The organism is Acidovorax sp. K2F (assembly GCF_025246485.1).
GTDB classification, from domain to species: Bacteria; Pseudomonadota; Gammaproteobacteria; order Burkholderiales; family Burkholderiaceae_C; genus Acidovorax; species Acidovorax delafieldii.
In genome coordinates this window covers 162,405-187,384 of the sequence record NZ_JAOBSQ010000009.1, presented here as the reverse complement: position 1 = coordinate 187,384, position 24,980 = coordinate 162,405, and the positions used below count along the sequence as shown (strand labels likewise).

Below are 24,980 nucleotides of genomic sequence, written 5' to 3'. Positions count from 1 at the left end.
GTGGGGAAGTTGCTCTTATTGCACCAGACCCGGACCGGTTTCGCAAAGGAATTCACCCACAATCGCCCCGAAAGGGGAAATTCGTTGCAGTGTTGCAACATTTCAGTGCGCACGGGCAAAATCACGATTGCTGCATGCAACTCCTGTGCCTTGCCTTGTGGTTTTTTGTATCCAAGTGCAATTTGTGTTTCGACACCATTGCCATCCGAGAGCTTTCCATGGACGCTTTTTTGACTGCCGCAGACAACGCGCTGCGCACACTGTTTGCCCAACCCCGCGCTTCCGAGCAGACACCGGCCCACGGTGTGCCCGAGGCGTCGCTGGATCCTGCGCAGAAAAAGCTGGCGGGAGCCCTGATGCGCGTGAACCATGTGGGGGAAGTGTGCGCTCAGGCACTCTACAGTGCGCAGGCGGCCGTCACCCGTGACCCCGCCCTGCGGGACCACCTGCAGGCAGCGGCGCGCGAAGAAACCGATCACCTGGCCTGGACGCAACAGCGCCTGGACGCGCTGGGTGCCCGCCCCAGCCTGCTCAACCCTCTGTGGTTCGCAGGGGCTTTTGCGCTCGGGCTGGTGGCTGCCAAGGTCAGTGACCGGGCCAACCTGGGGTTTGTGGTGGAAACAGAAACCCAGGTGGCAGCGCATCTGCAAAGCCACCTCGACCGGCTTCCCGAGCAGGATCAGGCATCAAGGGCCGTGGTCGCCCGGATGAAGCAGGACGAGGAGCGGCACGCAGACCAGGCCCGCGCCGCCGGTGCGCTGGAATTGCCCGCCCCGGTGCGCCTTGCCATGAAAGGCGCCGCGAAGGTCATGACCACCACGGCGCACTATCTTTGAACCCCAAGCTGGCTCACGCAGGCAGCAGGCGCACCAAAAACATACGCACAGCAGCCCGCTCAACTGGGCAGTCCTGACCATCCCACGACTTCGTCAGGCCTCCAGCACCTCGTAGCCGGTGGTGATGTCGGCCGTCTTGCCCAGCATGATGCTGGCCGAGCAGTATTTGTCGTGGCTCATGGTAATCGCGCGCTCCACGGCGGCTGGGGGGATGCCCTTGCCCGTGACGGTGAAGTGCATGTGGATCTTGGTGAACACCTTGGGGTCGGTCTCGGCGCGTTCCGTCGTCAACTTGACGCTGCAGCCGCGCACGTCATGGCGGCCGCGCTTGAGGATCAGCACCACGTCATAGGCGGTGCAACCGCCCGTGCCTGCCAGCACGGTCTCCATGGGCCGGGGCGCCAGGTTCTGGCCGCCGTTGGCAGGGTTGGCGGCATCGGGGGCGCCATCCATGGTCAAAACATGGCCGCTGCCGGTTTCGGCCACAAAACCCATGCCGGAGCGGGTCCCCGCCCCTCCGGTCCAACTGACTGTGCATTCCATTTGTGTTTCTCCTGTGTGACACGTGGTTTTTTTCGCACGGAAAACCGAAACGAAAAGAATTTGATGCGAATTTTGCTGCATCGCAACAAGACTCGCGCTAAACTTCGCCCATGCGCTGCCGCTTTCGAACAGAAAGGAACCGGCAGGCGGCAAGAAGCCCGGAATCCGGCACTTGCCTCGCACCGATTGTCTCCTCCATCTCCTCAAAGGATGGATTAGCCCCAGGCCTCACGGCCCGGGGCTTTTTTTTGCCCGGTCGCCCCGCGCCGCAACAGGCCGCCCGCCCAGAGGCCTCGGCCCCTCCCCAGGGCGACGCCCTATGATGTGGGCCCCCGCCCGCTGCCCTGCGCCGGTGGGGCTCTCCTCCTGCACCTGCCATGACCCAGCACCTCACCCCCGCCGACTACCTCAAAAAAATCCTGACTGCCCGCGTGTACGACGTGGCGGTGGAGTCGGCGCTGGAGCCCGCCAAGAACCTCAGCCGCCGCCTGCACAACAAGGTACTCCTGAAGCGCGAAGACCAGCAGCCCGTGTTCAGCTTCAAGTTGCGGGGCGCGTACAACAAGATGGCGCACCTCACGCCCGAGCAGCTGCAGCGCGGCGTGATCTGCGCCTCGGCTGGCAACCATGCCCAGGGCGTGGCCATGAGCGCCCACCGGCTGGGCACCCGCGCCGTGATCGTGATGCCAACCACCACGCCGCAGCTCAAGATTGACGCTGTGAAGACGCTCGGCGGCGAGGTTGTGCTGTTTGGCGAGAGCTATTCCGACGCCTACGGCCACTCCGTCCAGTTGGAAAAAGAGCAGGGCCTGACCTTCGTGCACCCGTTCGACGACCCGGACGTGATCGCCGGCCAGGGCACCATCGCCATGGAAATCCTGCGCCAGCTGCAAAGCCTGGGAAGCAACCAGCTCGATGCCGTGTTCGTGGCCATCGGCGGTGGCGGCCTCATCTCGGGCGTGGCCAACTACATCAAGGCCGTGCGGCCCGAGATCAAGGTGATCGGCGTGCAGATGAACGACTCGGACGCCATGATCCAGTCGGTGCAGGCCCACAAGCGCGTGACGCTGGCCGATGTGGGCCTGTTCTCCGACGGCACCGCCGTGAAGCTGGTGGGCGAGGAAACCTTCCGCGTGGCGCAGGGCCTGGTGGATGACTACATCACCGTCGATACCGACGCCGTCTGCGCCGCCATCAAGGACATCTTTGTGGACACGCGCAGCATCGTCGAGCCCGCTGGCGCGCTGGCGGTGGCGGCCATCAAACAATATGTGGCCAAGAACAAGACCAAGGGCGAGACCTACGCTGCCATCCTGTGCGGCGCCAACATGAACTTCGACCGGCTGCGTTTTGTGGCCGAGCGCGCCGAAGTGGGCGAGGAGCGCGAGGCGCTTCTGGCCGTCACCATCCCCGAAGAGCGCGGCAGCTTCCGCCGCTTCTGCGAGGTGGTGGGCGGCCTGCCCGGCGGCCCGCGCAACGTGACCGAATTCAACTACCGCATCAGCGACGCCGCCCGCGCCCATGTGTTTGTGGGCCTGACCACCAACGGCAAGGGCGAATCGGAAAAGATCGCCAAGAACTTCAACCGCCACGGCTTCGAGGCGCTGGACCTGACGCACGACGAGCTGGCCAAGGAACACCTGCGCCACCTGGTGGGCGGGCACTCGGCGCTGGCGCAGGACGAGCGCCTGATGCGCTTTACCTTCCCCGAGCGGCCCGGTGCGCTGCTCAAATTTTTGAGCCTGATGCAGCCGACCTGGAATATCAGCCTGTTCCATTACCGCAACCAGGGCGCGGACTATGGCCGCATCCTCGTGGGCATGCAGGTTCCGCCCGAGGACAAGGCGGCCTTCGACGCCTTCCTGGCCACGCTGGGCTACCCCTATGTGGAAGAAACGCTGAATCCGGCCTACCGCCTGTTCCTGCGCTCCAAATAATGCCCAAAGTGGCTGCAAGCGCTAGTTGAACATGCCTTGACAGCTATCAAAACAGAAGCACTGAACCCCCACTGCACACCATGCAATCCCTGCGCCACTACCTGCTGGCCGTGCAGTTCTTCACCCGCATCCCCGTCACCGGGCGGCTGGCGAACTGGGTGGGCTACAGCCCGGCCATGCTGCGGGCCAGCGCGGCGCACTTTCCGGGTATTGGCTGGCTGGCGGCGCTGCTGTCTGCGGCCGTGTACGCCGCGCTGCACTGGGCGCTGGCGCCCAACCCGCTGGCCCCGGCCGTGGCGGCGGTGTTCTGCACCATCGCCACGGTGCTGATGACGGGCGGCTTCCATGAAGACGGCCTGGCCGACGTGGCCGACGGCCTGGGCGGCTGCTACGACCGCGAACGCGCGCTGGACATCATGAAGGACTCGCGCATCGGCGCCTTCGGGGCCATGGCGCTGGTGCTGGCGTTACTGGCCAAGCTCAGCCTGCTGGCGCTGCTGGGGGCGCACAGCCTGCCGGTGGCACTGGCGGCCCTGGTGGGCGCGCATGTGCTGTCGCGCTTTTGGCCCCTGCTCATCGTGCGCAGCCTGCCGCATGTGGGCGACACGGCGCGCTCCAAAAGCAAGCCGCTGGCCGATCAGATCTCCGGCCCGGCACTGGTTGCGGCGCTTTTGTGGTGTTTTCCGCCCCTGGTGCTAGTCGGACATGCCCAATCAGCTCTCTTTTTAGTAGCACCCATCGCTCTCAGCGCGCTCTGCGCGGCCTGGATGGCGCGCTGGTTCGCCCGGCGGCTGCAAGGCTTCACGGGCGACTGCCTGGGCGCCACGCAGCAGGTGAGTGAGATCGGGTTCTACCTGGGCGCGGCCATCGCACTGCGATGGCTATGACGCCCTCCCACGCCACCGCCAGCAGCCGCCTGTGGCTGGTGCGCCATGCGGCCCCGCTGGTTGCCCCGGGCACCTGCTACGGCGCTCTGGACGTGCCGGCGGATGCGCAGGCCACCCGCGCTGCGGCAGAGCGCTTGGCAACGGCACTGCCTCCCGGAGCGCGCGTGGCGCATTCCACGCTACAAAGATGTGAGCTGCTAGCGCATGAATTAAAAGCGCTCAGACCCGATTTGACCTTCACCCCCGACGCCCGGCTGCGCGAGATGGGCTTCGGCCGCTGGGAAGGGCAAACCTGGGACGCCATCGGCAAAAGTGCCATCGATGCCTGGGTAGCCGGGTTCGCCACCCACGCACCCGGCGGGGGCGAAAGCCTGGCCCACATGCTGCACCGCGTGGCGGCCGCCCTGCAGACCGCCCAGGCGTGGCGCACCGAACTGGGCGTGAAGGAGGTGGTGTGGATCACCCACGCCGGGGTGGCACGCTGCGTGGCCTGGTTGCAGGAGCGGGGTGAGAGCGCCCTGCCCCGCTCAGAGGATTGGCCGGTGGCGGCGCCGGGCTGGGGGGAATGGGAAATCAGGGAACTGGCCTGAAGCTGTAGGCCAGCAGGTCCCTAGTTCTTGAGCGGCATCTCCAGCGTCACCGTGGCAGGCCCGCCCATGCTGGCCCCCAGTTGCGCTTGGCGGGGGCCCAGCGCCTGCAGCACCAGCCCCTCATCCACGGCAGCGCCCACGCGGAAGGGCTTGGCGGGCTTGCCGTCCACGGCAATCAATGCGGCCCCGCCGCCGCTGCTGCGCCCCGACAGCACGCCGATCAGCGTGAACCGGCTTGCGGTAGGCGCCACCGGTGCTGCCACGCCAGGGGCGGCAGGTGCTGCACCCAGCAAACGCGCCAGCGCCTGCGCATCCATGGCCACGGGGGCAGGCGCCACGGCCGGCGCGGTGGATGCGGACGAAGGCGCCGACAGACGCAGCCCCCAATAGACCACGCTGGCGCCGGCTGCTGCCCAGAGCACCAGAGTCCCCAGGCGGACGCCCCATTTGCTGTACGTATTGGTCACCATGCGGAGATTATGATTCAGGCGATTCGACCATCCGAGAGACCGCCAGCAGTGAACACTTCTTTCTCCCTCCTCGTGCGCTCCGCCCCGCGCCGCGTTGCCAAGTCCGTGGCCCGTGGTTTCACCCTCATCGAACTGATGGTGGTGCTGGTGATCATCGGCGTGCTGGCCGCGCTGATCGTGCCCAACGTGCTCGAACGTGCCGACGATGCCCGCGTGACGGCCGCCCGCACCGACATCACCAATATCATGCAGGCGCTCAAGCTCTACCGCCTGGACAACCAGCGCTACCCCACGGCCGAACAGGGCCTGCAAGCCCTGGTCATCAAGCCCACTGCGGGCCCCGTGCCGGGCAACTGGAAGCTGTACCTCGAAAAGCTGCCCAACGACCCCTGGGGCCGCCCTTACCAATACCTCAACCCTGGCATCAAGGGCGAGATCGACGTGATGTCGTTCGGCGCCGATGGCCAGTCGGGCGGCGAAGGCAAGGACGCCGATATTGGCAGCTGGCAGTGACCGTTCATTGCCAAGGTGCCCCAGCCCCATGAAACGGGCATGCGCCCAGCGAGGGACGCCGTGGAACTGGTTTTGCCAGGCCACTGGCGTCTTCTCCCCCGGAAGAAGCCGTGCAGAGGCTCAGAGGGGCTTCACCCTCCTGGAGTTGCTGGTCGTCATCAGCATCATGGCGCTGGCCACGGCGGGCGTGGGGCTGGCGATGCGCGATGGCGGGCAGACGCAGCTGGAGCGGGAGGCCGCGCGGCTGGCGGCGCTGCTCGAATCCGCACGCGCCCAGTCGCGCGCCGGGGGCATCCCGGTGCGGTGGCGCGCGCTGCCGGGGGGGTTCCGTTTTGAAGGGCTGCCGCGCAACGCGCAGGCCGCTCTGCCCAACCAGTGGCTGGACCCCGGCACCGTGGTGCGCGGACCAGCGGTGCTGCAACTGGGCCCCGAGCCCCTGATCGGCCCGCAGCAGGTGCTGATCACCCACCAGTCCTCCCCCGACCGCACCCTGCGCATTGCCACTGATGGAGTGCGCCCGTTTTCTGTGGATGCGGTGCAGTGAGGACGCGCCGCCCCCCTGTCAGCCACCGGGGCTTCACGCTGGTGGAAGTGCTGGTGGCGCTGGCCATCGTGGCCATTGCCCTCATGGCGGGGCTGCAGGCCACGACGGCACTCACGCGCAACGCCCTGCGGCAGTCCGACATCGTGCTCGGGCAGCTGTGCGCGGAGAACGAACTGGTCAAGGCCCGCCTCTCGCGCCAGATGCCCAGCGTGGGGGACAGCAGCCTGACCTGCGAGCAGGCCGGGCGCCAGCTGCAGGTGGTGACCATCGTGCGGCCCACACCCAACCCGAGCTTTCGACGCATCGATGCACAGGTGCTGGATGGGGACAACTCCATCCTGCGCCTCTCCACCATCATCGGGCGGTATTGATGGTGATGTCTCCCCCAAGTCGCTTCGCGCGCCCCCCTTTCAGTGAGGACGATGGCGCGGCCCCCGTGGCGCAGGCCCGGGGTGCGCGCGGCTTCACGCTCATCGAGCTGCTGGTCGCCATCAGCGTGATGGCGTTGATTGCCATCCTGAGCTGGCGCGGGCTCGATGGCATGGTGCGGGCGCAGGAGTCCACGCGCCAGCGGGCGGACGAGATGCTGGTGCTGCAGGCCGCGCTGGGCCAGTGGGGGACGGACCTGGACGCCCTGGTGTCCATCGCCAACACCACGCCGCTGGACTGGGACGGCCAGGTGCTGCGCCTCACCCGCCGCAGCAGCGCCGTGCCCGACGAGGGGGCGCTGGTGGTGGCCTGGACCCGCCGCAACAACAACCAGGGCGTGGGCCAGTGGCTGCGCTGGCAGTCGCCGCCAGTGCGCACCCGTGCTGACTGGCGGCAGGCCTGGGAGCAGGCCGCCCAGTGGGCGCGCACGCCGGGCGACGCCGAGCGGCGCTACGAGGTGACGCTGCTGCCGCTGGACAGCTGGCAGATCTTTTATTACCGGGGCGGTGCATGGTCCAACCCACAGTCGAGCACGGGCACCCCGACGGGCGACAGCACCTCGGCCATCCCGGACGGCATTCGTTTGCAGATCACCCTGCCCCCGGGCCAGGCGCTGACGGGGCAGCTGACGCGTGACTGGGTCAACCCCGTGCTGGGCGGAGGCAGATCGTGAGTACCCCCCTGAGCGGCTGCACCGCATCCCCCCAGGGGGACGCCACCCGTGGCCTGGCAAAGCCAGCTCCACGGTGGCACTCGCTGCGGCAGCGCCCATTGCACAGACACAGGGCGCGCGGCGCCGCACTGCTCGCCGCCATGCTTACCGTCACGCTGGTCGCCACCTTTGCGGCCGCCGCGATGTGGCAGCAGTGGCGCGCGGTGGAGGTCGAGACGGCCGAGCGCGGCCGCGTGCAGTCCGCGTGGATCTTGATCGGCGCGCTCGACTGGTCGCGGCTGATCCTGCGCGAGGACGGGCGCTCCGGCGGGGCCGACCACCTGGCCGAGCCCTGGGCCATTCCCTTGCAGGAGGCCCGACTGTCCACCTTCCTCGCGGCCGACAAGAACGTGACGCAGGTGGACGACGCCAGCACCGACACCGCCGAGGCCTTCCTCTCGGGCCAGATCACCGACCTGCAGGGCCGCCTGAACATCACCAACCTCGCAGAAGGTGGGCAGGTGCAGGCCGTGGCCCTGCGGCAGTTCACCCGGCTGTTCGAGCGCCTGGGCCTGCCCGGCCAGCAGCTGAGCACCCTCATCGACGGCCTGCGCCGCGCGCAGGCGGGTGCAGGCACCGACAGCGGCTCCGCCCCCCTGCTGCCCCCCAGCGTGAGCCAGCTAGGCTGGCTGGGCCTGACCCCGGCCACGGTGGCGGCGCTCGCCCCCCATGTGACGCTGCTGCCCGTGCGCACCCCAGTCAACCTGAACACCGCCGACATCAACGTGCTGATGGCCGCCATCGACGGGCTGGACAGCGCCACGGCCCAGAAGATCGTGCAGGCCCGCGAAGCGCGGCATTTCCGCACCCTCAGCGACGTGCGCGACCTGGTGGGTGCCAGCATCGACATCAACGAAAGCGCCCATGCCGTGGCCTCGTCGTACTTTGAAGTGCGGGGCCGCCTGCGCCTGGGCGATGCGATGGTGGATGAGCGCTCTTTGGTGCGCAAACAGGGCATCGACGTGACCACGCTGTGGCGCGAGCGCGGGGCCTTCGACCGGGAAACCACGCAAACCCTGCCAGGGGCGCAGCGTTGAGAACCTGTTCTGAGGCACAACAACCCTCAACACCGCACCACCCACACCGCCGCCGTGTCACGCCCGCCCCCTAAAATGGCCCGCAAAACCCGCCCATGAGCACCCTGATCCTTTTCCTGCCGCCGGCACGCCCGGGACCCGCCTCCGAGTACGCCTACACGCTCACGGCAGACGGCCATTCCGCCCTCCAGCACGCCACCGCACCCGCTGCCCTGCTGCCCGAGCCCACCCGCCCCGGCGGCGAGGTCGTGGCTGTGGTGCCCGCACGGGCGCTGTCGTGGCAGCGCGTGACCATTCCGGCCGGTGTGCCGCTGGGTGCCGGCCAGCAGACGCCCCGGCTGCGCTCCGTGCTCGAAGGCCTACTTGAAGACCGCGTGCTGGACGATGCCAGCCAACTGCACTTTGCGCTGCAGCCCGGCGCACAAAGCCGCGCGCAGGCTGGCGAGCCGGTGTGGGTGGCCGTGTGCGACCGCGCATGGCTGCGCGAACACCTGCAGACGCTGGAGGCCGCAGGCCGCCGCGTGGCCCGCGTGGTGCCCGAATTTGCGCCCGGCCCCACGGCCAGCGGCCAGCCCGAGCTGTGTGCCCTGGGCACGCCCGAAGAGGCCTACGTGGTGCTCACTGGCCATGGTGCCGAACAGGGCGTGGCGGTGCTGCCGCTGACGCCCATGGCCCTGACGCTGGCGCGTACCGGTTTGCCGGCCGCCGAGGCAGGCGACGACCTGGCCCTCATGGTCCGCGCCGAGCCCGCCGTGGCCGCGCTGGCCGAACGCACCCTGGGCCAGCAAGGCCAACGCATTGCGCTGCACACCACCAGCCAGCGCGCGCTCGATGCCGCCCGTGGCGACTGGGACCTGGCGCAGTTCGACCTCTCCAGCACCAGCAGCACCCGCGCGCTGCGCAAGGTGGGCAGCGCGCTGAGCGCGGCGCTGTACGCGCCGCAGTGGCGTGCCGCCCGCTGGGGCGCTGGCGTGCTGGTGGTGGCACACCTGGTGGGGCTGAACGCCTGGGCCTGGCAAGAACGGCAGGCACTGACTGCCAAGCAGGCCAGCGTGCGCAACACCCTGACCCAGACCTTTCCCAAGGTGCAGGTGGTCGTCGATGCGCCGGTGCAGATGGAACGCGAGCTCGCCCAGCTACGGCAGGCCGCCGGTAGCGTGTCGGCGCGCGACCTGGAGCCCCTGCTGGCAGCAGCCGGTGCGGCGCTGCCCGATGGCCGCCTGCCCAGCAGCATCGAATACACGCCCGGCGAGCTGCGCCTGCGTGGCGTGACGCTGGCGCCCGATGAAGAATCCGTGGTGTCTGGCCGCCTGCAAGCCGCCGGGTACCGCGCCCGCATGGACGATGGCAGCCTGTTGCTGCGCACCGAGGTGAGCCCATGACCCGAACCTCCGCCCTCCAGGACCGCTGGAAAGCCCTGGCGCCCCGCGAGCAGAACCTGGTGCTGGCCGCCAGCACGGTGGTGGCGCTGGCCCTGCTGTGGTGGGTGGCCGTCGCCCCCGCGCTCGGCACCCTGCGCGCCGCGCCCGCGCGGCACGCCGCACTCGATGCTCAACTGCAGCGCATGCAAAGCCTGCAGGCCGAGGCCCAGCAGCTGCAGGCCACCCCCGCCACCAGCCCCGGCGATGCCGTGGGCGCGCTGCGCACCGCCCTCACGCAGCGCCTGGGCAACACGGCACAGCTCAACGTGGCGGGCGACCGCGCCACGGTCACGCTCAAAGGCGCATCGGCCGACGCGTTGGCCCAGTGGCTGGCCCAGGCCCGCAGCAATGCCCGCGCCACGCCGCTCGAAGCACGCCTGACCCGCAGCGCTGCTCCTGCTGCTGCGGCGCCGACTGGCAATGCGCCCGTCACCCTGGGCAGCACGCCCGTGGCCATGCCCCGCTGGGATGGCACCGTGGTGCTGGCCCTGCCCGCCGCACCCGCCCGCTGACCCGCCGCTCCGTCACCGCCCTGAACGACACCCTCCCCACCGTGGCCCGCAACCTCCGTCCGACACGCCCCGCCCCCCGCTCCGCCCCCCGCACAGCGTGGGGCTGGGCATGGGCCGGTGCGCTGGTGGGCGTGCTGCCCGCCGTGGTGGCCTTTGCGCCCGCGCACTGGCTGGCCGGCGGCGTGGCCCGCGCCACCCAGGGGCAGGTGCAGTTGCTGCAGCCACGCGGCACGGTGTGGACCGGATCGGCCCAGCTGGTGTTGACCGGCGGCCAGGCCAGCAAAGACAGCGCCGCCCTCCCCGGCCGGGTGGACTGGCAGCTGCGCCCCACCTGGGGCGGCCTGCGCGCCCGGCTGCAAGCGGGCTGCTGCACGGCGGAGCCCCTGCAAGCCCAGGTGCACCTGCGCTGGGCCGGCCCGCAAATCACCCTGGCCGACGGCCAGAGCCAGTGGCCCGCCGCGTTGCTGGCGGGCCTGGGCACCCCCTGGAACACGCTACAGCCGCAGGGCCAGCTGGCGCTGCAGACCCGCGCGCTGGCCGTGCAATGGGCCGCTGGCCGCATGGTGCTGTCGGGCGAGGCCCAGCTGGATGCGCGGGCCATGTCCTCACGCCTGTCCACCCTGCGCCCCATGGGCAGCTACCGGCTGGTGCTGCAGGGCGGCGAGGTGCCCACGCTCGCCCTCAGCACCCTCGACGGGGCTTTGCAACTCAGCGGCAGCGGCCAGTGGGTGGGCAACCGCCTGCGCTTTGCGGGCGAGGCCAGTGCCGCCCCCGAGCGGGAGGCCGCACTGTCCAATCTTCTGAACATCATCGGACGGCGCAATGGCGCGCGCTCCATCATCACCGTGGGTTGAATCTATGACTTTCCTGTTTGCTCCACGCCTGCGCTTTACTCTCAAAACAATAGCTGCCAGCGCAATACTTACCTGCGCCAGCGGCCAAATTGGTGCCCAAACGGCAGTGGACACCCGCACCGGCAGCGTGCGCCCCAGCGAACCCGTCACGCTCAACTTTGCCAACGCCGAGATCGAGGCCGTGGCCCGCACCATGGCCACCATCACTGGCCGCAACGTGGTGGTGGACCCGCGCGTGAAAGGCCAGCTCAACCTGGTGACCGAGCGCGCCGTGACACCCGCCGCCGCGTTCCAGCAGTTCTTGGCCGCGCTGCGGCTGCAGGGCTTCACGGTGGTGGAGGCGGCGGGCCTGTACAAGGTGGTGCCCGAGGCCGACGCCAAGCTGCAGGGCGGCAGCGTGAGCGTGGTGCAGGGCAACGCGGGCAGCGCACCCGGCGGTGGGCAGATCGTCACGCAGATCTTCAAGCTCAACTTCGAAAACGCGGCCAATCTGGTGCCGGTGCTGCGCCCGCTCATCAGCCCCAACAACACCATCAACGTGAACCCCGGCAACAACTCGCTGGTGATCACCGACTACGCCGACAACCTGCAGCGCCTGGCGCGCATCGTGGCGGCCATGGATGTGTCCAACGCCAGCGATGTGGAGGTGATTCCGCTCAAGAACGCGATTGCCAGCGACCTGGCACCGCTGGTGTCGCGCCTGATCGACGGTGGCAGCGCCAACGGGGGCGCCGCCGCTGCGGCCGCGCCCGGCCAAGCCGACACGTCGTTCAAGACCACCCTGATTGCCGAGCCGCGCAGCAACTCGCTGATCCTGCGCGCCGCCAACCCGGCCCGCGTGGCCCAGGTGCGCGCGCTGGTGGCCCAGCTGGACCAGGCGCCTGCGCCGGGCAGCAGCGCCGCCAGCGGCAACATCCATGTGGTCTACCTCAAGAACGCCGACGCCACCAAGCTGGCCACCACCCTGCGCGCCGCCATGGCGGCCATGGGCGGCAACAATGGCGGCGCGGCCAGTGGCGGTGGCGGTGCCAGCGCGCCCGCACCCAGCACGGGGCTGAGCACCGGCGGCATGCTGTCCACCAACGGCAGCTCGTCCGGCAGCAACAGTAGCACCGGCGGCCTGGGCTCCAGCGCGAGCGCCATGGGCACCAGCAGTACCAACAACAACCAGCCCTCCACCGGCGGGCAGATCCAGGCCGACCCCACCACCAACTCGCTCATCATCACGGCGCCCGAGCCGCTGTACCGCCAGCTGCGCGACGTGATCGACAAGCTCGACGGCCGCCGCGCGCAGGTGTTGGTCGAGAGCCTGATCGTCGAGGTCTCCGCCAACAAGGTGGCCGAGTTCGGCATCCAGTGGCAAGGCGTTCTGGGCAAGAACGGTGATGGTACCGTGGGCGTGATCGGTACCAACTCCGGCCAGGCGGGCGCCAACATCCTGGGAGTCACGGCCGCGCTGGCCTCGGGCTCCACCACCTCCATCGCCTCGGCGGCCAGCTCGCTGGGCAAGGGGCTGAACCTGGCGCTGGCGCCACGCGTCAACGGCCAGTACTACCTGGGCGCGCTGGCGAACTTCCTGCAGAACAGCGGCGACGCCAATGTGCTCTCCACCCCCAACCTGATGACGCTGGACAACGAAGAGGCGCGCATCATCATCGGCAACAACGTGCCCTTCGTGACCGGCTCGTACGCCAACAGCACGGGCAGCAGCACGGTGAACCCGTTCACCACAGTGGAGCGCAAAGACGTGGGCCTGATGCTCAAGGTGCGCCCGCAAATCAGCGAGAACGGCACCGTGAAGATGGCCATCTACCAGGAGGTCTCCAAGATCGACACCGCCACGCTGAGCAACGCCAACGGCCCCACCACCAGCAAGCGCTCCATCGAGTCGAACGTGGTGGTGGACGACGGCAACATCATCGTGATCGGCGGCCTGCTGGAAGACAGCTACTCGCAAGGCCAGGACAAGGTGCCGGTGATGGGCGACATCCCGGTGCTGGGCAACCTGTTCCGCAGCGAGAACCGCACCCGCAACAAGACCAACCTGATGGTGTTCCTGCGCCCCATTGTGGTGCGTGACAACGCCACCAGCGACGCGCTGATGATGGACCGCTACGAGGCCATCCGCGCGCTGCAGCAGACCACGCAGCCCGCCCCCAGCGTGGTGATGAAGTCGGTGTCCGGCGCGCCCATCCTGCCCGCGCTGCCACAGCGCGCAGAGCCCGGCGCAGCCACGGTGCCTGCGCAGCCGCTCGCCCCGCTGCCCGCAGAAACTTCGCCACGCTGAAGGGTCGCCACGCATGCGCCACCCCCTGCCCTACGCTTTTGCCCGCACCGCCCAACTGCTGCTGGAGGACGACGGCCACCAGCTGGTGCTGTGGCACGGCCCCAGCCCCGACGCGGGCGCGCTGTCCGAAGTGCTGCGCAAGCACCCCGTGCAGCAGCTGCTGCCGCTCGATGCCCCGGCCCTGGCCCAGCGCATCAGCGCGGCCTATTCGCACAGCGAATCGAGCGCCGCCACCGTGGTGAGCGAGGTCGAGAGCGACGCCGACCTCTCGCGCATGATGCAGGAGCTGCCGGCCGTCGAGGACTTGCTGGAATCAGCGGGCGACGCGCCCATCATCCGCATGCTCAACGCCCTGCTCACGCAGGCCGCGCGCGACGGCGCGAGCGATATCCACATCGAGCCCTACGAGCGCCACAGCAGCGTGCGCTTTCGCGTGGACGGCACGCTGCGCGAAGTGGTGCAGCCCAACCGCGCGCTGCATGCCGCATTGATCTCGCGCCTGAAGATCATGGCCGACCTGGACATCAGCGAAAAACGCCTGCCCCAAGACGGCCGCATCAGCCTGCGTCTGGGCACGCGCGCCATCGACGTGCGCGTCTCCACCCTACCCAGCGCGCACGGCGAGCGCGCCGTGCTGCGCCTGCTGGACAAGAGTGAAAGCAAGCTGAGCCTGGAGGCCGTGGGCATGCAGGGCGACACCCTGCGCCGCTTTGAGGGCCTGATCGGCCAGCCGCACGGCATCATCCTGGTCACCGGCCCCACGGGCTCGGGCAAGACGACCACGCTGTATGCAGCGCTGGGTCGGCTCGACGCCACGCGCAACAACATCATGACGGTGGAAGACCCCATCGAATACGAGCTGCCGGGCGTGGGCCAGACCCAGGTCAACAGCAAAATCGAGTTGACCTTTGCCAAGGCCCTGCGCGCCATCCTGCGGCAGGACCCAGACATCATCATGATTGGCGAAATCCGCGACTTCGAGACCGCGCAGATTGCCATCCAGGCCTCGCTCACGGGTCACCTGGTGCTGGCCACCCTGCACACTAACGACGCCGCCAGCGCCGTCACGCGCCTGACGGACATGGGCGTGGAGCCGTTCCTGCTGTCGTCGTCGCTGCTGGGCGTGCTGGCACAGCGCCTGGTGCGCAAGTTCTGCAGCCACTGCCACGGCAGCGGGTGTGAGCACTGCGGCCAGACGGGCTACACCGGCCGCACGGGCGTGTTCGAGTTGCTGGTGACCACGGACGCGATCCGGGCACAGATCCACAACCAGGCCTCAGAGGCCGACATCCGCACCGCAGCGCTGGCGGGTGGCATGGCGCTGATGCGGGACGACGGCGAACGCCTGATTGCCGCCGGCATCACCAGCCGCGAAGAAGTGCTGCGGGTGACGCGAGACTGATTTGCTACGTTTTTGATAGCCGTTAGCGCATGAAGCACTAGCGCTACCAGCCAAAAACACTTCAAACTACCGGATCTGCAGCGCGGGCCGGCGCCCCACCTGGGCCATCGCAGGTGCGGCGGGCGTTGCGGGTGCCGAGGTGCTAAACGCCGGGGATGCCGTCGCGCCATCCTGCAGCTTGAACTGGCTGACCGCGCTGTTGAGGTGGTGCGCCTGCTCGCGCAGCGACTCGGACGCTGCGGTGGACTCCTCCACCAGCGCCGCGTTCTGCTGGGTCATCTGGTCGAGCTGGGTGACCGACTGGCTGATCTGGCCGATGTTGTCGCTTTGCTCGGCCGACGAAGCGGTGATCTCCGCAATGATGTCGGACACGCGCCGCACGCTGCTCACGATCTCGGTCATGGTCTGGCCGGCCTGGCTCACCAGGCGCGAGCCGTCTTCGACCCGCTCCACCGACGAACCGATCAGGCCCTTGATCTCCTTGGCAGCTTCGGCGCTGCGCTGCGCCAGGTTGCGCACCTCGCTGGCCACCACCGCAAAGCCACGGCCCTGCTCACCGGCACGGGCGGCTTCCACCGCCGCGTTGAGCGCCAGGATGTTGGTTTGGAACGCAATCGAATCGATCACGCCCGTGATGTCCGCGATCTTGCGCGAGCTGGTGGTGATCTGGTCCATGGTGGTCACCACCTGCGACACCACGGCGCCGCCGCGTGCAGCCACCTCGGCGGCGGACGAGGCAAAGTCGCTGGCCTGGCGCGAGGCCTGGGCGCTTTGCTGCACGGTGCTGGTCAGCACCTCCATCGATGAGGCGGTCTCTTCCAGGTTGGCCGCTGTCTGCTCGGTGCGGTGGCTCAGGTCATGGTTGCCGCTGGCGATCTCGGAGCTGGCGGTGGAGATGTTGCCCGCCGCGTCCTGCACCTGGCGCACCAGGTCACGCAACGAGTCCTGCATGCGGCCCATGGCGCCTACCAGCTGGCCCACTTCATCCTGGTTCATGGCCGCCACATCGCGCGACAAGTCGCCACTGGCAATGCGTTCGGCCAGCTCCTGCGCCTGTCCGAGGGATTTTGTGATGGAACGCACGCTGAAGAACGTGAGCGGAATCAGCACCGCCAGCGCCAGCACCAGGCCCACACCAATCAGCGCGGCCATGGTGGAGGTGCGCGATTCGACACCCGCGCGGGCCTCGTCCATCTGCGCACGAGCCGAACCCGCCAGGCTGGAGAACAGCTTGTCGGTGGCTTCCATGTGGACCTTCAGGCGGTCGGCGTAGGCGCCGCCCCCTGCGCCGTCAAGCTGCGCGCCCTCGATCTTCTCGAAGATGGGTGAGATGCCAGTTTCGTACTGCTTGATCTCGTCGAGCGATTTGTCGATCGAGGCCACAAACTCGGCATCGCCCGACTGCACTTGCCGCACATCGGCCAGGCGCTTGCGCAGGGAGGTCAGGGTTTTGGCCCAGGACTCGCGCAGGGCCGAGACCTCGACCGAGTTGTTGAAGTTGATGATGATGTCTTTTTCGGTCCGGCGCAGGTCACCCAGGGTGGTACGCAGCTCGGACATGTCTGTCAGCGTCTGCACGCGTTCTGAAAACAGCACCTGCAGCGTGCCGCGCGTTCGGTCCAGGGCCACGTAGCCCATGGCACCAATGACGACCAGAAGGATCAGGGAAAAGACGGTTCCGAAGTAGAGACGCGTGCGGATGGAGAAGCGGCCGAGAGCATTCATGGCTCTTCCTTACATTTTTTAACAGACAGTCCAGCATAGCAAATTTGGTGCCACACACACCCCCCACCTTCTGGGCCGGGGGTGGGCGGGACTATATGCCGGGCAAGGCGGTCCACCGCACAGGGTAAGCACGGCCCCGGGACCCTGTTTCAGGGAATCCTCGGGGCCAGTAGCTGCGCTTATTGCGCTGCTGTCACACGGGCTTGAGCGGGATGTACAGCTCGCCCCCGCCTTTCTGGAACTCGGCCGCCTTGGTCTGCATGCCCTGGGCCAGGGCTTCAGCCTCGGCCACGCCCTTCTGGGCGGCGAAGTCACGCACCTCCTGGGTGATCTTCATCGAGCAGAACTTGGGGCCACACATCGAGCAGAAATGTGCCACCTTGGCCGAGTCCTTGGGCAGGGTCTCGTCGTGGTATTCCTTGGCCGTTTCGGGGTCCAGGCCCAGGTTGAACTGGTCCTGCCAGCGGAAGTCAAAACGCGCCTGGCTGAGCGCATCGTCGCGCGAGCGAGCGCCGGGGTGGCCCTTGGCCACATCGGCCGCGTGGGCGGCGATCTTGTACGCAATGATCCCCTGCTTCACGTCGTCGCGGTCGGGCAGTCCCAGGTGCTCCTTGGGCGTCACGTAGCACAGCATGGCCGTCCCCATCCAGCCGATCATGGCCGCGCCAATGGCCGAAGCAATGTGGTCGTAGCCGGGGGCGATGTCGATGGTCAGCGGGCCCAGGGTGTAGAACGGCGCCTCGTGGCAGGTCTTGAGCTGCTCGGTCATGTTGGCCTGGATCATGTGCATGGGCACATGGCCGGGGCCTTCGATCATGGTCTGCACGTCGTGCTTCCAGGCCACTTGCGTGAGTTCGCCCAGCGTGTGCAGCTCGGCAAATTGCGCTTCGTCATTGGCATCGGACGCGCAGCCTGGGCGCAGGCCATCACCCAGGCTGAACGACACGTCGTACGCCTTCATAATGTCGCAGATGTCTTCGAAGTGCTCGTACAGGAAGCTCTCGCGGTGGTGTGCCATGCACCACTTGGCCATGATGGAGCCGCCGCGCGAGACGATGCCCGTGCGCCGCTGCGCCGTGAGGTGGATGTAAGCCAGGCGCACGCCCGCATGGATGGTGAAGTAGTCCACGCCCTGCTCGGCCTGCTCGATCAGCGTGTCGCGGAAGATCGCCCAGGTCAGCTCCTCGGCCACGCCGCCCACTTTTTCGAGCGCCTGGTAGATCGGCACCGTGCCGATGGGCACAGGGCTGTTGCGCACGATCCAGTCGCGTGTGGTGTGGATGTTCTTGCCGGTGGACAGGTCCATCACGTTGTCGGCACCCCAGCGGATGGCCCAGACGAGCTTTTCCACTTCTTCTTCGATGCTGGAGGTGACGGCCGAGTTGCCGATGTTGGCGTTGATCTTGACCAGGAAGTTGCGGCCAATTGCCATCGGCTCCACCTCGGGGTGGTTGATGTTCGCGGGGATGATGGCGCGGCCCCGGGCCACTTCGTCGCGCACAAACTCAGGCGTGATGATGCGCGGGATGCTCGCACCCAGGGGGTTGCCCATCAGGCGCTTCTCGCGGCCTGCGTCGGCCATGTACTGCTCCATCCACTCGCGCTTGCCGTTTTCCCGGATGGCCACGTATTCCATCTCGGGCGTGATGATGCCCTTCTTGGCGTAGTGCATCTGCGTGACATTGGCACCCGCCTTGGCGCGCAGGGGCTTGCGCTGCAGCGCGGCGGCCTCGGCGCGCAGCTGGGCGAGGCGGGTGGCGTCTTCGCTCTTTTGGCCGTCGTCCAGCGCTACGGGCGCGCGGCCTTCGTAGTGCTCCACATCGCCACGGCCGGTGATCCAGCCACCGCGCACGCTGGCCAAGCCCTGGCGCACGTCGATCACGGCGTTGGGATCGGTGTAGGGGCCGGAGGTGTCGTACACGCTGACCAGCTCGCCGTTGGAGAGCGCGATGTCGCGCACAGGCACGCGCAGGTCGGTGTGCAGATGGCCGGGGATATAGGCCTTGCGGGATGCGGGGAAGGGTTCGCGGGTGCGTGCGAGCAGCTCGGCGAACTTTTCAGGGGCAGCCAGTGTGGCGTGTGGGTCGGGGGCGTTCATGGGCAGGTCTCCTGGTTCCGGTGGCGGTGGGTCTGCTCCGGAATGGACCTGTGCGCCCCCCAGGTACGGCAGCGCCTGGGGCATGGCGTGCCAGCAAAAACTGCAGGCACGGGGACAAGGAGGTCGGCTCTTCTTCCGCCGGTATGAACCGGATCAAGTTCGTCGGGTTCGCAAGCTCGCCTGAATTTCTTCACGCCTCTCGCATCTCAGCGCATTAGCACACCCCGGAGCAGGCGCGAGTATAGGGCAGAGGAAAAACGGGGCAGCAGAGCCCCCCAATCAACAGATACATCAGGCCAGGCGGCCGATGAGGATCACCGCGAAGAAAAAGACGGCGGCAATCACTGTCCAATTGAGGATGACGAGCCCCAGGCGCTTGTAGCGCGGCTGCCCGGTGCCCGCGTAAAACGCGAACGACACGGCCGCCGCCAGGAGCAGCAGCATGGCCAGCCAGCGAAAGATCAACATGTGCGTGCTACCAGGCGCGCGCAGGCTGCGCAAAGCCGGTGGGAGCCTGGCGCTCGTCCTCGAACGTGACCACCTCCCAGGCATCACGCTGGGCCAGCAGCTCACGCAGCAAGAGGTTGTTCATGGCGTGGCCCGAGCGGAACGCACTGTAGGCGGCCAGCAGCGGCTTGCCGATGAGGTACAGGTCACCCATGGCATCCAGGATCTTGTGCTTCACGAACTCGTCGTCATAACGCAGGCCGTCGCTGTTGAGCACCTTGTAGTCGTCCATCACGATGGCGTTGTCCAGCCCGCCGCCCAGCGCCAGGCCGTTGGAGCGCATCATCTCCACATCACGGGTGAAGCCGAAGGTGCGCGCCCGGGCAATGTCGCGGCTGTAGTTGCCTTGCCCCAGGTCAAACTCGACGCGCTGGCCAGTGGAGTCCACCGCCGGGTGGTCAAAGTCGATTTCGAAGCTGAGCTTGTAGCCGTGGTACGGCGTGAGGCGCGCCCACTTGGCGTTGGCACCCTCACCCTCGCGCACCTCCACGGGCCGGGTGACGCGGATAAAGCGCTTGGGTGCGTTCTGCAGTTCCACCCCGGCGCTTTGCAACAGGAACACAAACGAGGCCGAAGACCCATCGAGGATGGGGACCTCTTCGGCCGTGATGTCCACGTACAGGTTGTCGATGCCCAGCCCCGCACAGGCCGACATCAGGTGCTCCACCGTGTGCACCTTGGCATTGCCCACTGCGATGGTGGACGCCAGCCTCGTATCCGTCACCGCCTCGGCACGGATGGGAATGTCCACCGGCTGCGGCAGATCCACCCGCCGGAACACGATGCCTGTGTCCGGCTGCGCGGGCCGCAGGGTCAACTCGACCCGTTGGCCGCTGTGCAGACCCACGCCTACGGCGCGGGTCAGGGTCTTGAGGGTGCGTTGCTGGAGCATCTGCGCATTTTAGTTTCTGCGGCACCGCCCCGCACGTGCCGAGGTCTTGTCGCACCTCAAAGCGACGCGTACGTAGAGCTACCGCCGCGTTTTCACCTACTGTGCAGGCCCCATGGTTCGCCGCACAATTTGGTACACAGGGCCTTAACAACCACAACATGAACACACGACACCCGCCCCACAGGAGACTCCCATGAGCAAACTCAGTTTCAAGATGAAAGTCATGCTCATGATCGGCACCGCGCTCACGGCGCTGCTGATCATGGCCATCCTGTCACTCCTCCAGGAGCGGCGACTGATCACCGAGTCCCGCAAGGACCTGCTGACCACCGCCGTCCAGTCCGCACACAGCATCGTGGTCGGTTACCAGGCCAAGGCCGCGAGTGGCGCCATGTCGGTGGAAGACGCGCAGAAGGCTGCCAAGGACGCCCTGCGCATTGCACGCTACGGTGGCCCCGAGGGCAAGACCGAATATTTCTACATCTGGACCACCGAGGGCGTTGGCGTGATGCACCCCTTCAAGACCGAGTGGGACGGGCAGGACATGCTCGGCAAGGTCAAGGATGGTTCGGGCGTGGACATCATCGGCCTGCTGGTCAACGGCATGCGCAGCAGCAAGGACGGCAAGGCCTTTGTGCCCACCATGTTCGCGCGCCCCGGCCAGCAGACACCCGTGCCCAAGCTGCAGTACATAGTCAAAGTGGACGGCTGGAACTGGATGGTGGGCTCCGGGCTGTATACGGACGACGTCGATGCCATGCTGCGCAAGGCCCTGTGGTCGAGCCTTGCACTGGTGGTCGCGGTGTTTGTGGCGGTGGGGGTGATCGGCCTGCTGGTGTCGCGCTCGGTGTTGCGCCAGATTGGTGGCGAACCCACCCACGCCATTGCCATCATGTCCGAAGTGGCCGAAGGCAACCTGGATGCCCAGATTCCGGCTGCACCGCCCGGCTCCATGCTCGATGGCTTGGCCCACATGGTGGCCTCGCTGCGCAAGCTGGTGACCGAGGTACGGTCGGCCACGGACAGCATTGCTACGGCGTCGGGGGAAATTGCCCAGGGCAACAACGACCTGGCCCACCGCACCGAAGACACGGCCAGCAACCTGCAAACCACCGCCAGCAGCATGGAGGAGCTGACCAGCACCGTCAAGCAGACATCGGACTCCGCGCAAACCGCCAACCAGATGGCAACTTCAGCGGCTGCCGTGGCGGCGCGCGGAGGGGAAGTGGTGTCCCGAGTGGTATCCACCATGCAGGACATCAACGCCAGCAGCAACAAGATCAGCGACATCATCGGCGTCATCGACGGGATCGCGTTCCAGACCAACATCCTGGCGCTCAACGCCGCCGTCGAGGCAGCGCGCGCAGGTGAACAGGGTCGCGGTTTCGCGGTGGTCGCCAGCGAAGTACGCAGTCTGGCACAGCGCAGCGCTGCAGCCGCCAAGGAAATCAAGACATTGATCGACGCTTCCGTGGAGAAGGTGGCATCGGGCACGCAACTGGTGGGCAATGCAGGCGCCACCATGACCGAGATCGTGGACAGCGTTCAACGCGTGACAGACATCATTGGAGAAATCCGCTCAGCCACATCGGAGCAGAGCCAGGGCATTGCCCAGGTCAACACCGCCGTGAACCAGCTGGACCAGATGACCCAGCAGAACTCAGCGCTGGTGGAGCAGTCGGCTGCAGCAGCAGACAGCCTGCGCGAGCAAGCCATGAAGCTCACCCAGGTGGTGGCGCTGTTCCGCGTGAACGGCAGCACCTCCGCGCCCGCCCCGGCCAGCCGCCCCGCAGCTGCGCCCCGCCCCGCAGTGGCACCTGCCGTGCGTGCGGCAGCGCCCCGCCCGGCCCTGGCCAAGGCGCCGGCAGCCCCTCGTGCTGCTGCGCCTTCACCCGCGCCAGCGGCGGCATTGCCCCCCAAGGCAAGCAGCCCCAAGCCTGCGGCTGACAATAACGATGACTGGGAATCTTTCTGACCACTCAGAGGCCTGGGGCGGCCCAGGCCTGAGAGCCTGCTGACGTTCGCCCAGTCAAAAAGCCCTACCAGCTTGCGCCGGCAGGGCTTTTTGTCTTGCAGCCCCCGGGAGGGGGCCGCAGGGTGCGATCAGCGCGGTTGTCAGTCCGCTTGCTTGCGCAGGAAGGCGGGGATTTCCAGGTCATCCATACCGCCGGACGACAGGGCATCCACGCGGGCTGCGGCCTGCGTGCGGTTGGTACGCCACACGCTGGGTACCGACATGCTGCCATAGTCGGCCTGCGCGCTGCCCGTGTGGCCGCCTTGCACGCCCACGGCACCACCCAGCGTACCCACACCGGCGACAGGCATTTGGTAGGCCATGTTGTCCGTACCCGTGCGCAGGCCACCCTGCACCACCGAGATGGGCTGCCGGCGCGCATTGGCACGCGACAGACCCGTGGCCACCACGGTCACGCGGATCTCGTCACCCAGGCTTTCGTCATAGGCAGCACCAAAGATCACGTGCGCGTCGGTCGATGCGTAGGCGTTGATGGTGTTCATGGCCTGGCGTGACTCGGACAGCTTGAGGCTGCCCTTGCTGGCCGTGACCAGCACCAGCACACCCTTGGCGCCCGACAGGTCGATGCCTTCGAGCAGCGGGCAGGCGATGGCCTGCTCGGCTGCGATGCGTGCGCGGTCTGGGCCGCTGGCCGTGGCCGTGCCCATCATGGCTTTGCCCGGCTCGCCCATCACGGTGCGCACGTCTTCAAAGTCCACGTTCACCTGGCCGTATTCGTTGATGATCTCAGCGATACCGCCCACAGCGTTCTTGAGCACGTCATTGGCGTGCGCAAAGGCCTCGTCCTGGGTGATGTCGTCGCCCAGCACGTCCAGCAGCTTCTCGTTGAGCACAACAATCAGCGAGTCCACGTTGGCTTCCAGTTCAGCCAGGCCATCGTCCGCATTCTTCATGCGGCGACCGCCTTCCCAGTCGAAAGGCTTGGTGACCACGCCCACCGTCAGGATGCCCATCTCCTTGGCCACGCGCGCGATCACGGGCGCAGCGCCCGTGCCCGTGCCGCCGCCCATGCCCGCCGTGATGAACAGCATGTGGGCGCCAGAGATGGCTTCACGGATATCGGCCACCGCCGCCTCAGCCGCATCGCGGGCTTTCTCGGGCTTGCCCCCAGCACCCAGGCCGCTGTTGCCCAGCTGGATGACGCGGTGCGCCGAGCTGCGCGTGAGCGCCTGTGCATCGGTGTTGGCGCTGACAAACTCCACGCCCTGCACGCTGCGGGCAATCATGTGCTCGACGGCATTGCTGCCGCCACCGCCCACACCGATCACCTTGATCTGGGTGCCCTGGTTGAATTCTTCGGCTTCGATCATTTCGATGGTCATCTTGGAGCTCCTGGTTCTAAATTCGTATGCAATTGCCAATTGAGAGATGGGATCATTTTTCTTGTAGTGCGTGGCGGTCCTGTACATCGCCATCGCTCGCGCGGTATCTGGTGAGGGCTTCCACGCGCTAGCCACAGGGGGTATTTCATGGTCAGAAATTCCCCACGATGAAATCTTTGAAGCGCCCGAATGCGGTCTTCATGGACCCACTCTTCTGAGCCACCTTGAAGCCGCGCAGACGTGCCAGGCGCGCTTCTTCCAGCAGCCCCATCACGGTGGCTGCACGGGGCTGGGCCACCATGTCAGCCAGGGCGCTGGAATACTTCGGTATGCCGCGCCGCACGGGCTTGAGGAAGATGTCCTCGCCCAGTTCGATCATTCCCGGCATGACCGAGCTGCCGCCCGTGAGCACGATGCCCGACGACAGCACTTCTTCGTAGCCCGACTCGCGCACCACCTGCTGCACGAGCGAGAAGATTTCTTCGACACGCGGCTCGATCACACCGGCCAGCGCCTGCTTGCTCAGCATGCGCGGGCTGCGGTCGCCCAGGCCGGGCACTTCCACCTGCGCCTCGGGGTCAGCCAACAGTTGCTTGGCGTAGCCGCTTTCCACCTTGATGTCCTCCGCGTCCTTGGTCGGCGTGCGCAGTGCCATGGCGATGTCGCTGGTGATGAGGTCGCCCGCAATCGGAATCACCGCGGTGTGGCGAATCGCGCCGCCAGTGAAGATGGCGACATCGGTCGTGCCCGCGCCGATGTCCACCACCACCACGCCCAGCTCGCGCTCGTCGTCAGTGAGCACGGCCTGGCTGCTGGCCAGAGGATTGAGCATGAGCTGCTCGACCTCCAGGCCGCAGCGGCGCACACACTTGATGATGTTCTCGGCCGCGCTCTGCGCGCCGGTCACGATGTGGATCTTGGCCTCCAGGCGGATGCCGCTCATGCCGATGGGCTCCTTCACATCCTGCCCGTCGATCACGAATTCCTGCGGCTCCACCAGCAACAGGCGCTGGTCGCTGCTGATGTTGATGGCCTTGGCCGTCTCCACCACGCGGGCCACGTCGGCCGACGTGACTTCCTTGTCCTTCACCGCCACCATGCCGCTGGAGTTGAGACCGCGAATGTGGCTGCCCGTGATGCCGGTGTAGACGCGCTGGATCTTGCAGTCCGCCATCAGCTCGGCCTCTTTCAGCGCCTGCTGGATGCTCTGCACGGTGGCATCGATGTTGACCACCACGCCGCGCTTGAGACCATTGCTCGGGGCCACGCCCAAGCCTGCGAGCTTGAGCTCGCCATTGGGCAGAACCTCGGCCACCACAGCCATGACCTTGGCGGTGCCAATGTCCAGCCCCACGACGACGTCTTTGTATTCTCTTGCCATATCAGTCTCTGCCCTTCTCGGTTCTGTCCCGCTGTCCCACCAACCC

Annotated in this window: 23 protein-coding genes and 1 riboswitch; of the genes, 15 read left to right on the top strand and 8 right to left on the bottom strand. The window is 67.2% G+C overall.

The annotated features are described in order from the left end of the window. The first annotated feature begins 218 nt into the window (after positions 1 to 218). Positions 219 to 836, top strand: a complete 618-nt coding sequence (gene coq7 / locus N4G42_RS04395) for a 2-polyprenyl-3-methyl-6-methoxy-1,4-benzoquinone monooxygenase (protein ID WP_056646690.1) — start codon at positions 219 to 221, stop codon at positions 834 to 836. A gap of 93 nt (positions 837 to 929) precedes the next feature. On the opposite strand, the gene N4G42_RS04390 is transcribed toward coq7, so the two are convergent. Next, positions 930 to 1,379 (bottom strand): OsmC family protein, encoded by a 450-nt coding sequence (locus N4G42_RS04390; RefSeq protein ID WP_260666304.1) that lies wholly within the window; start codon positions 1,377 to 1,379, stop codon positions 930 to 932. Positions 1,380 to 1,756: 377 nt separating this feature from the next. On the opposite strand from N4G42_RS04390, the gene ilvA reads away from it, so the two are divergent. From ilvA to N4G42_RS04375, 3 genes are all read left to right on the top strand, one after another. Further along, positions 1,757 to 3,316, top strand: a complete 1,560-nt coding sequence (gene ilvA / locus N4G42_RS04385) for a threonine ammonia-lyase, biosynthetic (protein WP_060984500.1) — start codon at positions 1,757 to 1,759, stop codon at positions 3,314 to 3,316. An 80-nt stretch (positions 3,317 to 3,396) separates the two neighbouring features. After that, positions 3,397 to 4,203 (top strand): adenosylcobinamide-GDP ribazoletransferase, encoded by an 807-nt coding sequence (gene cobS, locus N4G42_RS04380; protein ID WP_260666303.1) that lies wholly within the window; start codon positions 3,397 to 3,399, stop codon positions 4,201 to 4,203. After that, a complete protein-coding gene (locus N4G42_RS04375) occupies positions 4,200 to 4,793 on the top strand; it encodes a histidine phosphatase family protein (protein WP_260666302.1) in 594 nt (197 codons plus the stop codon). Before cobS ends, N4G42_RS04375 begins: the two co-directional genes overlap by 4 nt. 20 nt (positions 4,794 to 4,813) lie before the next feature. On the opposite strand, the gene N4G42_RS04370 is transcribed toward N4G42_RS04375, so the two are convergent. Further along, positions 4,814 to 5,263 (bottom strand): type II secretion system protein N, encoded by a 450-nt coding sequence (locus N4G42_RS04370; RefSeq protein WP_260666301.1) that lies wholly within the window; start codon positions 5,261 to 5,263, stop codon positions 4,814 to 4,816. A 72-nt stretch (positions 5,264 to 5,335) separates the two neighbouring features. Here N4G42_RS04370 and gspG point away from each other — a divergent pair, with 72 nt between their 5' ends. From gspG to N4G42_RS04320, 10 genes are all read left to right on the top strand, one after another. After that, positions 5,336 to 5,776, top strand: a complete 441-nt coding sequence (gene gspG / locus N4G42_RS04365) for a type II secretion system major pseudopilin GspG (RefSeq protein ID WP_015012575.1) — start codon at positions 5,336 to 5,338, stop codon at positions 5,774 to 5,776. Positions 5,777 to 5,804: 28 nt separating this feature from the next. Then, positions 5,805 to 6,320, top strand: coding sequence for a prepilin-type N-terminal cleavage/methylation domain-containing protein (locus N4G42_RS04360; protein WP_409557795.1), 516 nt, complete (start codon positions 5,805 to 5,807; stop codon positions 6,318 to 6,320). Continuing rightward, positions 6,317 to 6,691: a type II secretion system minor pseudopilin GspI gene (gene gspI, locus N4G42_RS04355; RefSeq protein WP_260666300.1), complete on the top strand. Its 375-nt coding sequence runs from the start codon at positions 6,317 to 6,319 to the stop codon at positions 6,689 to 6,691. Before N4G42_RS04360 ends, gspI begins: the two co-directional genes overlap by 4 nt. A gap of 5 nt (positions 6,692 to 6,696) precedes the next feature. Then, positions 6,697 to 7,422: a type II secretion system protein J gene (locus tag N4G42_RS04350; protein ID WP_260666299.1), complete on the top strand. Its 726-nt coding sequence runs from the start codon at positions 6,697 to 6,699 to the stop codon at positions 7,420 to 7,422. A 98-nt stretch (positions 7,423 to 7,520) separates the two neighbouring features. Further along, entirely contained in the window at positions 7,521 to 8,498 is a 978-nt protein-coding gene (gene gspK / locus N4G42_RS04345) for a type II secretion system minor pseudopilin GspK (protein ID WP_260666297.1), read from the top strand. A 95-nt stretch (positions 8,499 to 8,593) separates the two neighbouring features. After that, positions 8,594 to 9,880, top strand: a complete 1,287-nt coding sequence (gspL, locus tag N4G42_RS04340; protein WP_260666296.1) for a type II secretion system protein GspL — start codon at positions 8,594 to 8,596, stop codon at positions 9,878 to 9,880. Then, the gene (locus tag N4G42_RS04335; protein ID WP_260666294.1) at positions 9,877 to 10,431 is read left to right on the top strand and encodes a type II secretion system protein M; all 555 of its coding nucleotides are present in this window, start codon (positions 9,877 to 9,879) and stop codon (positions 10,429 to 10,431) included. The genes gspL and N4G42_RS04335 overlap by 4 nt, the downstream gene beginning before the upstream one ends. A gap of 41 nt (positions 10,432 to 10,472) precedes the next feature. After that, on the top strand, positions 10,473 to 11,285 hold the full coding sequence (gspN, locus tag N4G42_RS04330; RefSeq protein ID WP_260666293.1) for a type II secretion system protein N: 813 nt from the start codon (positions 10,473 to 10,475) through the stop codon (positions 11,283 to 11,285). Between the two features lie 4 nt (positions 11,286 to 11,289). Next, positions 11,290 to 13,572: a type II secretion system secretin GspD gene (gene gspD / locus N4G42_RS04325; protein WP_260666292.1), complete on the top strand. Its 2,283-nt coding sequence runs from the start codon at positions 11,290 to 11,292 to the stop codon at positions 13,570 to 13,572. Positions 13,573 to 13,585: 13 nt separating this feature from the next. Beyond that, positions 13,586 to 14,974 carry a GspE/PulE family protein gene (locus N4G42_RS04320; protein WP_260666291.1) on the top strand — a complete coding sequence of 463 codons (1,389 nt, stop codon included), beginning with the start codon at positions 13,586 to 13,588 and terminating at the stop codon, positions 14,972 to 14,974. A gap of 66 nt (positions 14,975 to 15,040) precedes the next feature. Here N4G42_RS04320 and N4G42_RS04315 read toward each other — a convergent pair whose 3' ends face one another. The 4 genes from N4G42_RS04315 to lpxC form a co-directional block, all read right to left on the bottom strand. After that, positions 15,041 to 16,699, bottom strand: coding sequence for a methyl-accepting chemotaxis protein (locus N4G42_RS04315; RefSeq protein ID WP_056059188.1), 1,659 nt, complete (start codon positions 16,697 to 16,699; stop codon positions 15,041 to 15,043). Between the two features lie 193 nt (positions 16,700 to 16,892). After that, positions 16,893 to 18,770, bottom strand: coding sequence for a phosphomethylpyrimidine synthase ThiC (gene thiC / locus N4G42_RS04310; RefSeq protein ID WP_260666320.1), 1,878 nt, complete (start codon positions 18,768 to 18,770; stop codon positions 16,893 to 16,895). A gap of 140 nt (positions 18,771 to 18,910) precedes the next feature. Next, positions 18,911 to 19,034, bottom strand: a riboswitch (TPP riboswitch). A 54-nt stretch (positions 19,035 to 19,088) separates the two neighbouring features. Further along, complete coding sequence (locus N4G42_RS04305; RefSeq protein WP_260666288.1) at positions 19,089 to 19,265, bottom strand: hypothetical protein; 177 nt, start codon at positions 19,263 to 19,265, stop codon at positions 19,089 to 19,091. Positions 19,266 to 19,272: 7 nt separating this feature from the next. After that, positions 19,273 to 20,196 carry a UDP-3-O-acyl-N-acetylglucosamine deacetylase gene (gene lpxC, locus N4G42_RS04300; protein WP_015012562.1) on the bottom strand — a complete coding sequence of 308 codons (924 nt, stop codon included), beginning with the start codon at positions 20,194 to 20,196 and terminating at the stop codon, positions 19,273 to 19,275. 193 nt (positions 20,197 to 20,389) lie between these two features. On the opposite strand from lpxC, the gene N4G42_RS04295 reads away from it, so the two are divergent. Continuing rightward, positions 20,390 to 22,171, top strand: coding sequence for a methyl-accepting chemotaxis protein (locus tag N4G42_RS04295; protein ID WP_260666287.1), 1,782 nt, complete (start codon positions 20,390 to 20,392; stop codon positions 22,169 to 22,171). A 140-nt stretch (positions 22,172 to 22,311) separates the two neighbouring features. Here N4G42_RS04295 and ftsZ read toward each other — a convergent pair whose 3' ends face one another. Both ftsZ and ftsA read right to left on the bottom strand, forming a co-directional pair. Beyond that, positions 22,312 to 23,553, bottom strand: coding sequence for a cell division protein FtsZ (ftsZ, locus tag N4G42_RS04290; protein ID WP_056059196.1), 1,242 nt, complete (start codon positions 23,551 to 23,553; stop codon positions 22,312 to 22,314). Positions 23,554 to 23,704: 151 nt separating this feature from the next. Beyond that, entirely contained in the window at positions 23,705 to 24,934 is a 1,230-nt protein-coding gene (ftsA, locus tag N4G42_RS04285; RefSeq protein ID WP_015012559.1) for a cell division protein FtsA, read from the bottom strand. Between the last annotated feature and the right edge of the window lie 46 nt (positions 24,935 to 24,980).

Bases quoted from the DNA above. Each gene is read 5' to 3' on its own strand.
- N4G42_RS04360 (WP_409557795.1), top strand. From the start codon at position 5,805: ATGAAACGGGCATGCGCCCAGCGAGGGACGCCGTGGAACTGGTTTTGC.
- cobS (WP_260666303.1), top strand. From the start codon at position 3,397: ATGCAATCCCTGCGCCACTACCTGCTGGCCGTGCAGTTCTTCACCCGC.
- ftsA (WP_015012559.1), bottom strand. From the start codon at position 24,934: ATGGCAAGAGAATACAAAGACGTCGTCGTGGGGCTGGACATTGGCACC.
- N4G42_RS04370 (WP_260666301.1), bottom strand. From the start codon at position 5,263: ATGGTGACCAATACGTACAGCAAATGGGGCGTCCGCCTGGGGACTCTG.
- lpxC (WP_015012562.1), bottom strand. From the start codon at position 20,196: ATGCTCCAGCAACGCACCCTCAAGACCCTGACCCGCGCCGTAGGCGTG.
- N4G42_RS04315 (WP_056059188.1), bottom strand. From the start codon at position 16,699: ATGAATGCTCTCGGCCGCTTCTCCATCCGCACGCGTCTCTACTTCGGA.
- coq7 (WP_056646690.1), top strand. From the start codon at position 219: ATGGACGCTTTTTTGACTGCCGCAGACAACGCGCTGCGCACACTGTTT.
- gspL (WP_260666296.1), top strand. From the start codon at position 8,594: ATGAGCACCCTGATCCTTTTCCTGCCGCCGGCACGCCCGGGACCCGCC.
- N4G42_RS04350 (WP_260666299.1), top strand. From the start codon at position 6,697: ATGTCTCCCCCAAGTCGCTTCGCGCGCCCCCCTTTCAGTGAGGACGAT.
- N4G42_RS04390 (WP_260666304.1), bottom strand. From the start codon at position 1,379: ATGGAATGCACAGTCAGTTGGACCGGAGGGGCGGGGACCCGCTCCGGC.
- ilvA (WP_060984500.1), top strand. From the start codon at position 1,757: ATGACCCAGCACCTCACCCCCGCCGACTACCTCAAAAAAATCCTGACT.
- N4G42_RS04375 (WP_260666302.1), top strand. From the start codon at position 4,200: ATGACGCCCTCCCACGCCACCGCCAGCAGCCGCCTGTGGCTGGTGCGC.
- ftsZ (WP_056059196.1), bottom strand. From the start codon at position 23,553: ATGACCATCGAAATGATCGAAGCCGAAGAATTCAACCAGGGCACCCAG.
- gspD (WP_260666292.1), top strand. From the start codon at position 11,290: ATGACTTTCCTGTTTGCTCCACGCCTGCGCTTTACTCTCAAAACAATA.
- N4G42_RS04320 (WP_260666291.1), top strand. From the start codon at position 13,586: ATGCGCCACCCCCTGCCCTACGCTTTTGCCCGCACCGCCCAACTGCTG.
- N4G42_RS04295 (WP_260666287.1), top strand. From the start codon at position 20,390: ATGAGCAAACTCAGTTTCAAGATGAAAGTCATGCTCATGATCGGCACC.
- N4G42_RS04305 (WP_260666288.1), bottom strand. From the start codon at position 19,265: ATGTTGATCTTTCGCTGGCTGGCCATGCTGCTGCTCCTGGCGGCGGCC.
- N4G42_RS04335 (WP_260666294.1), top strand. From the start codon at position 9,877: ATGACCCGAACCTCCGCCCTCCAGGACCGCTGGAAAGCCCTGGCGCCC.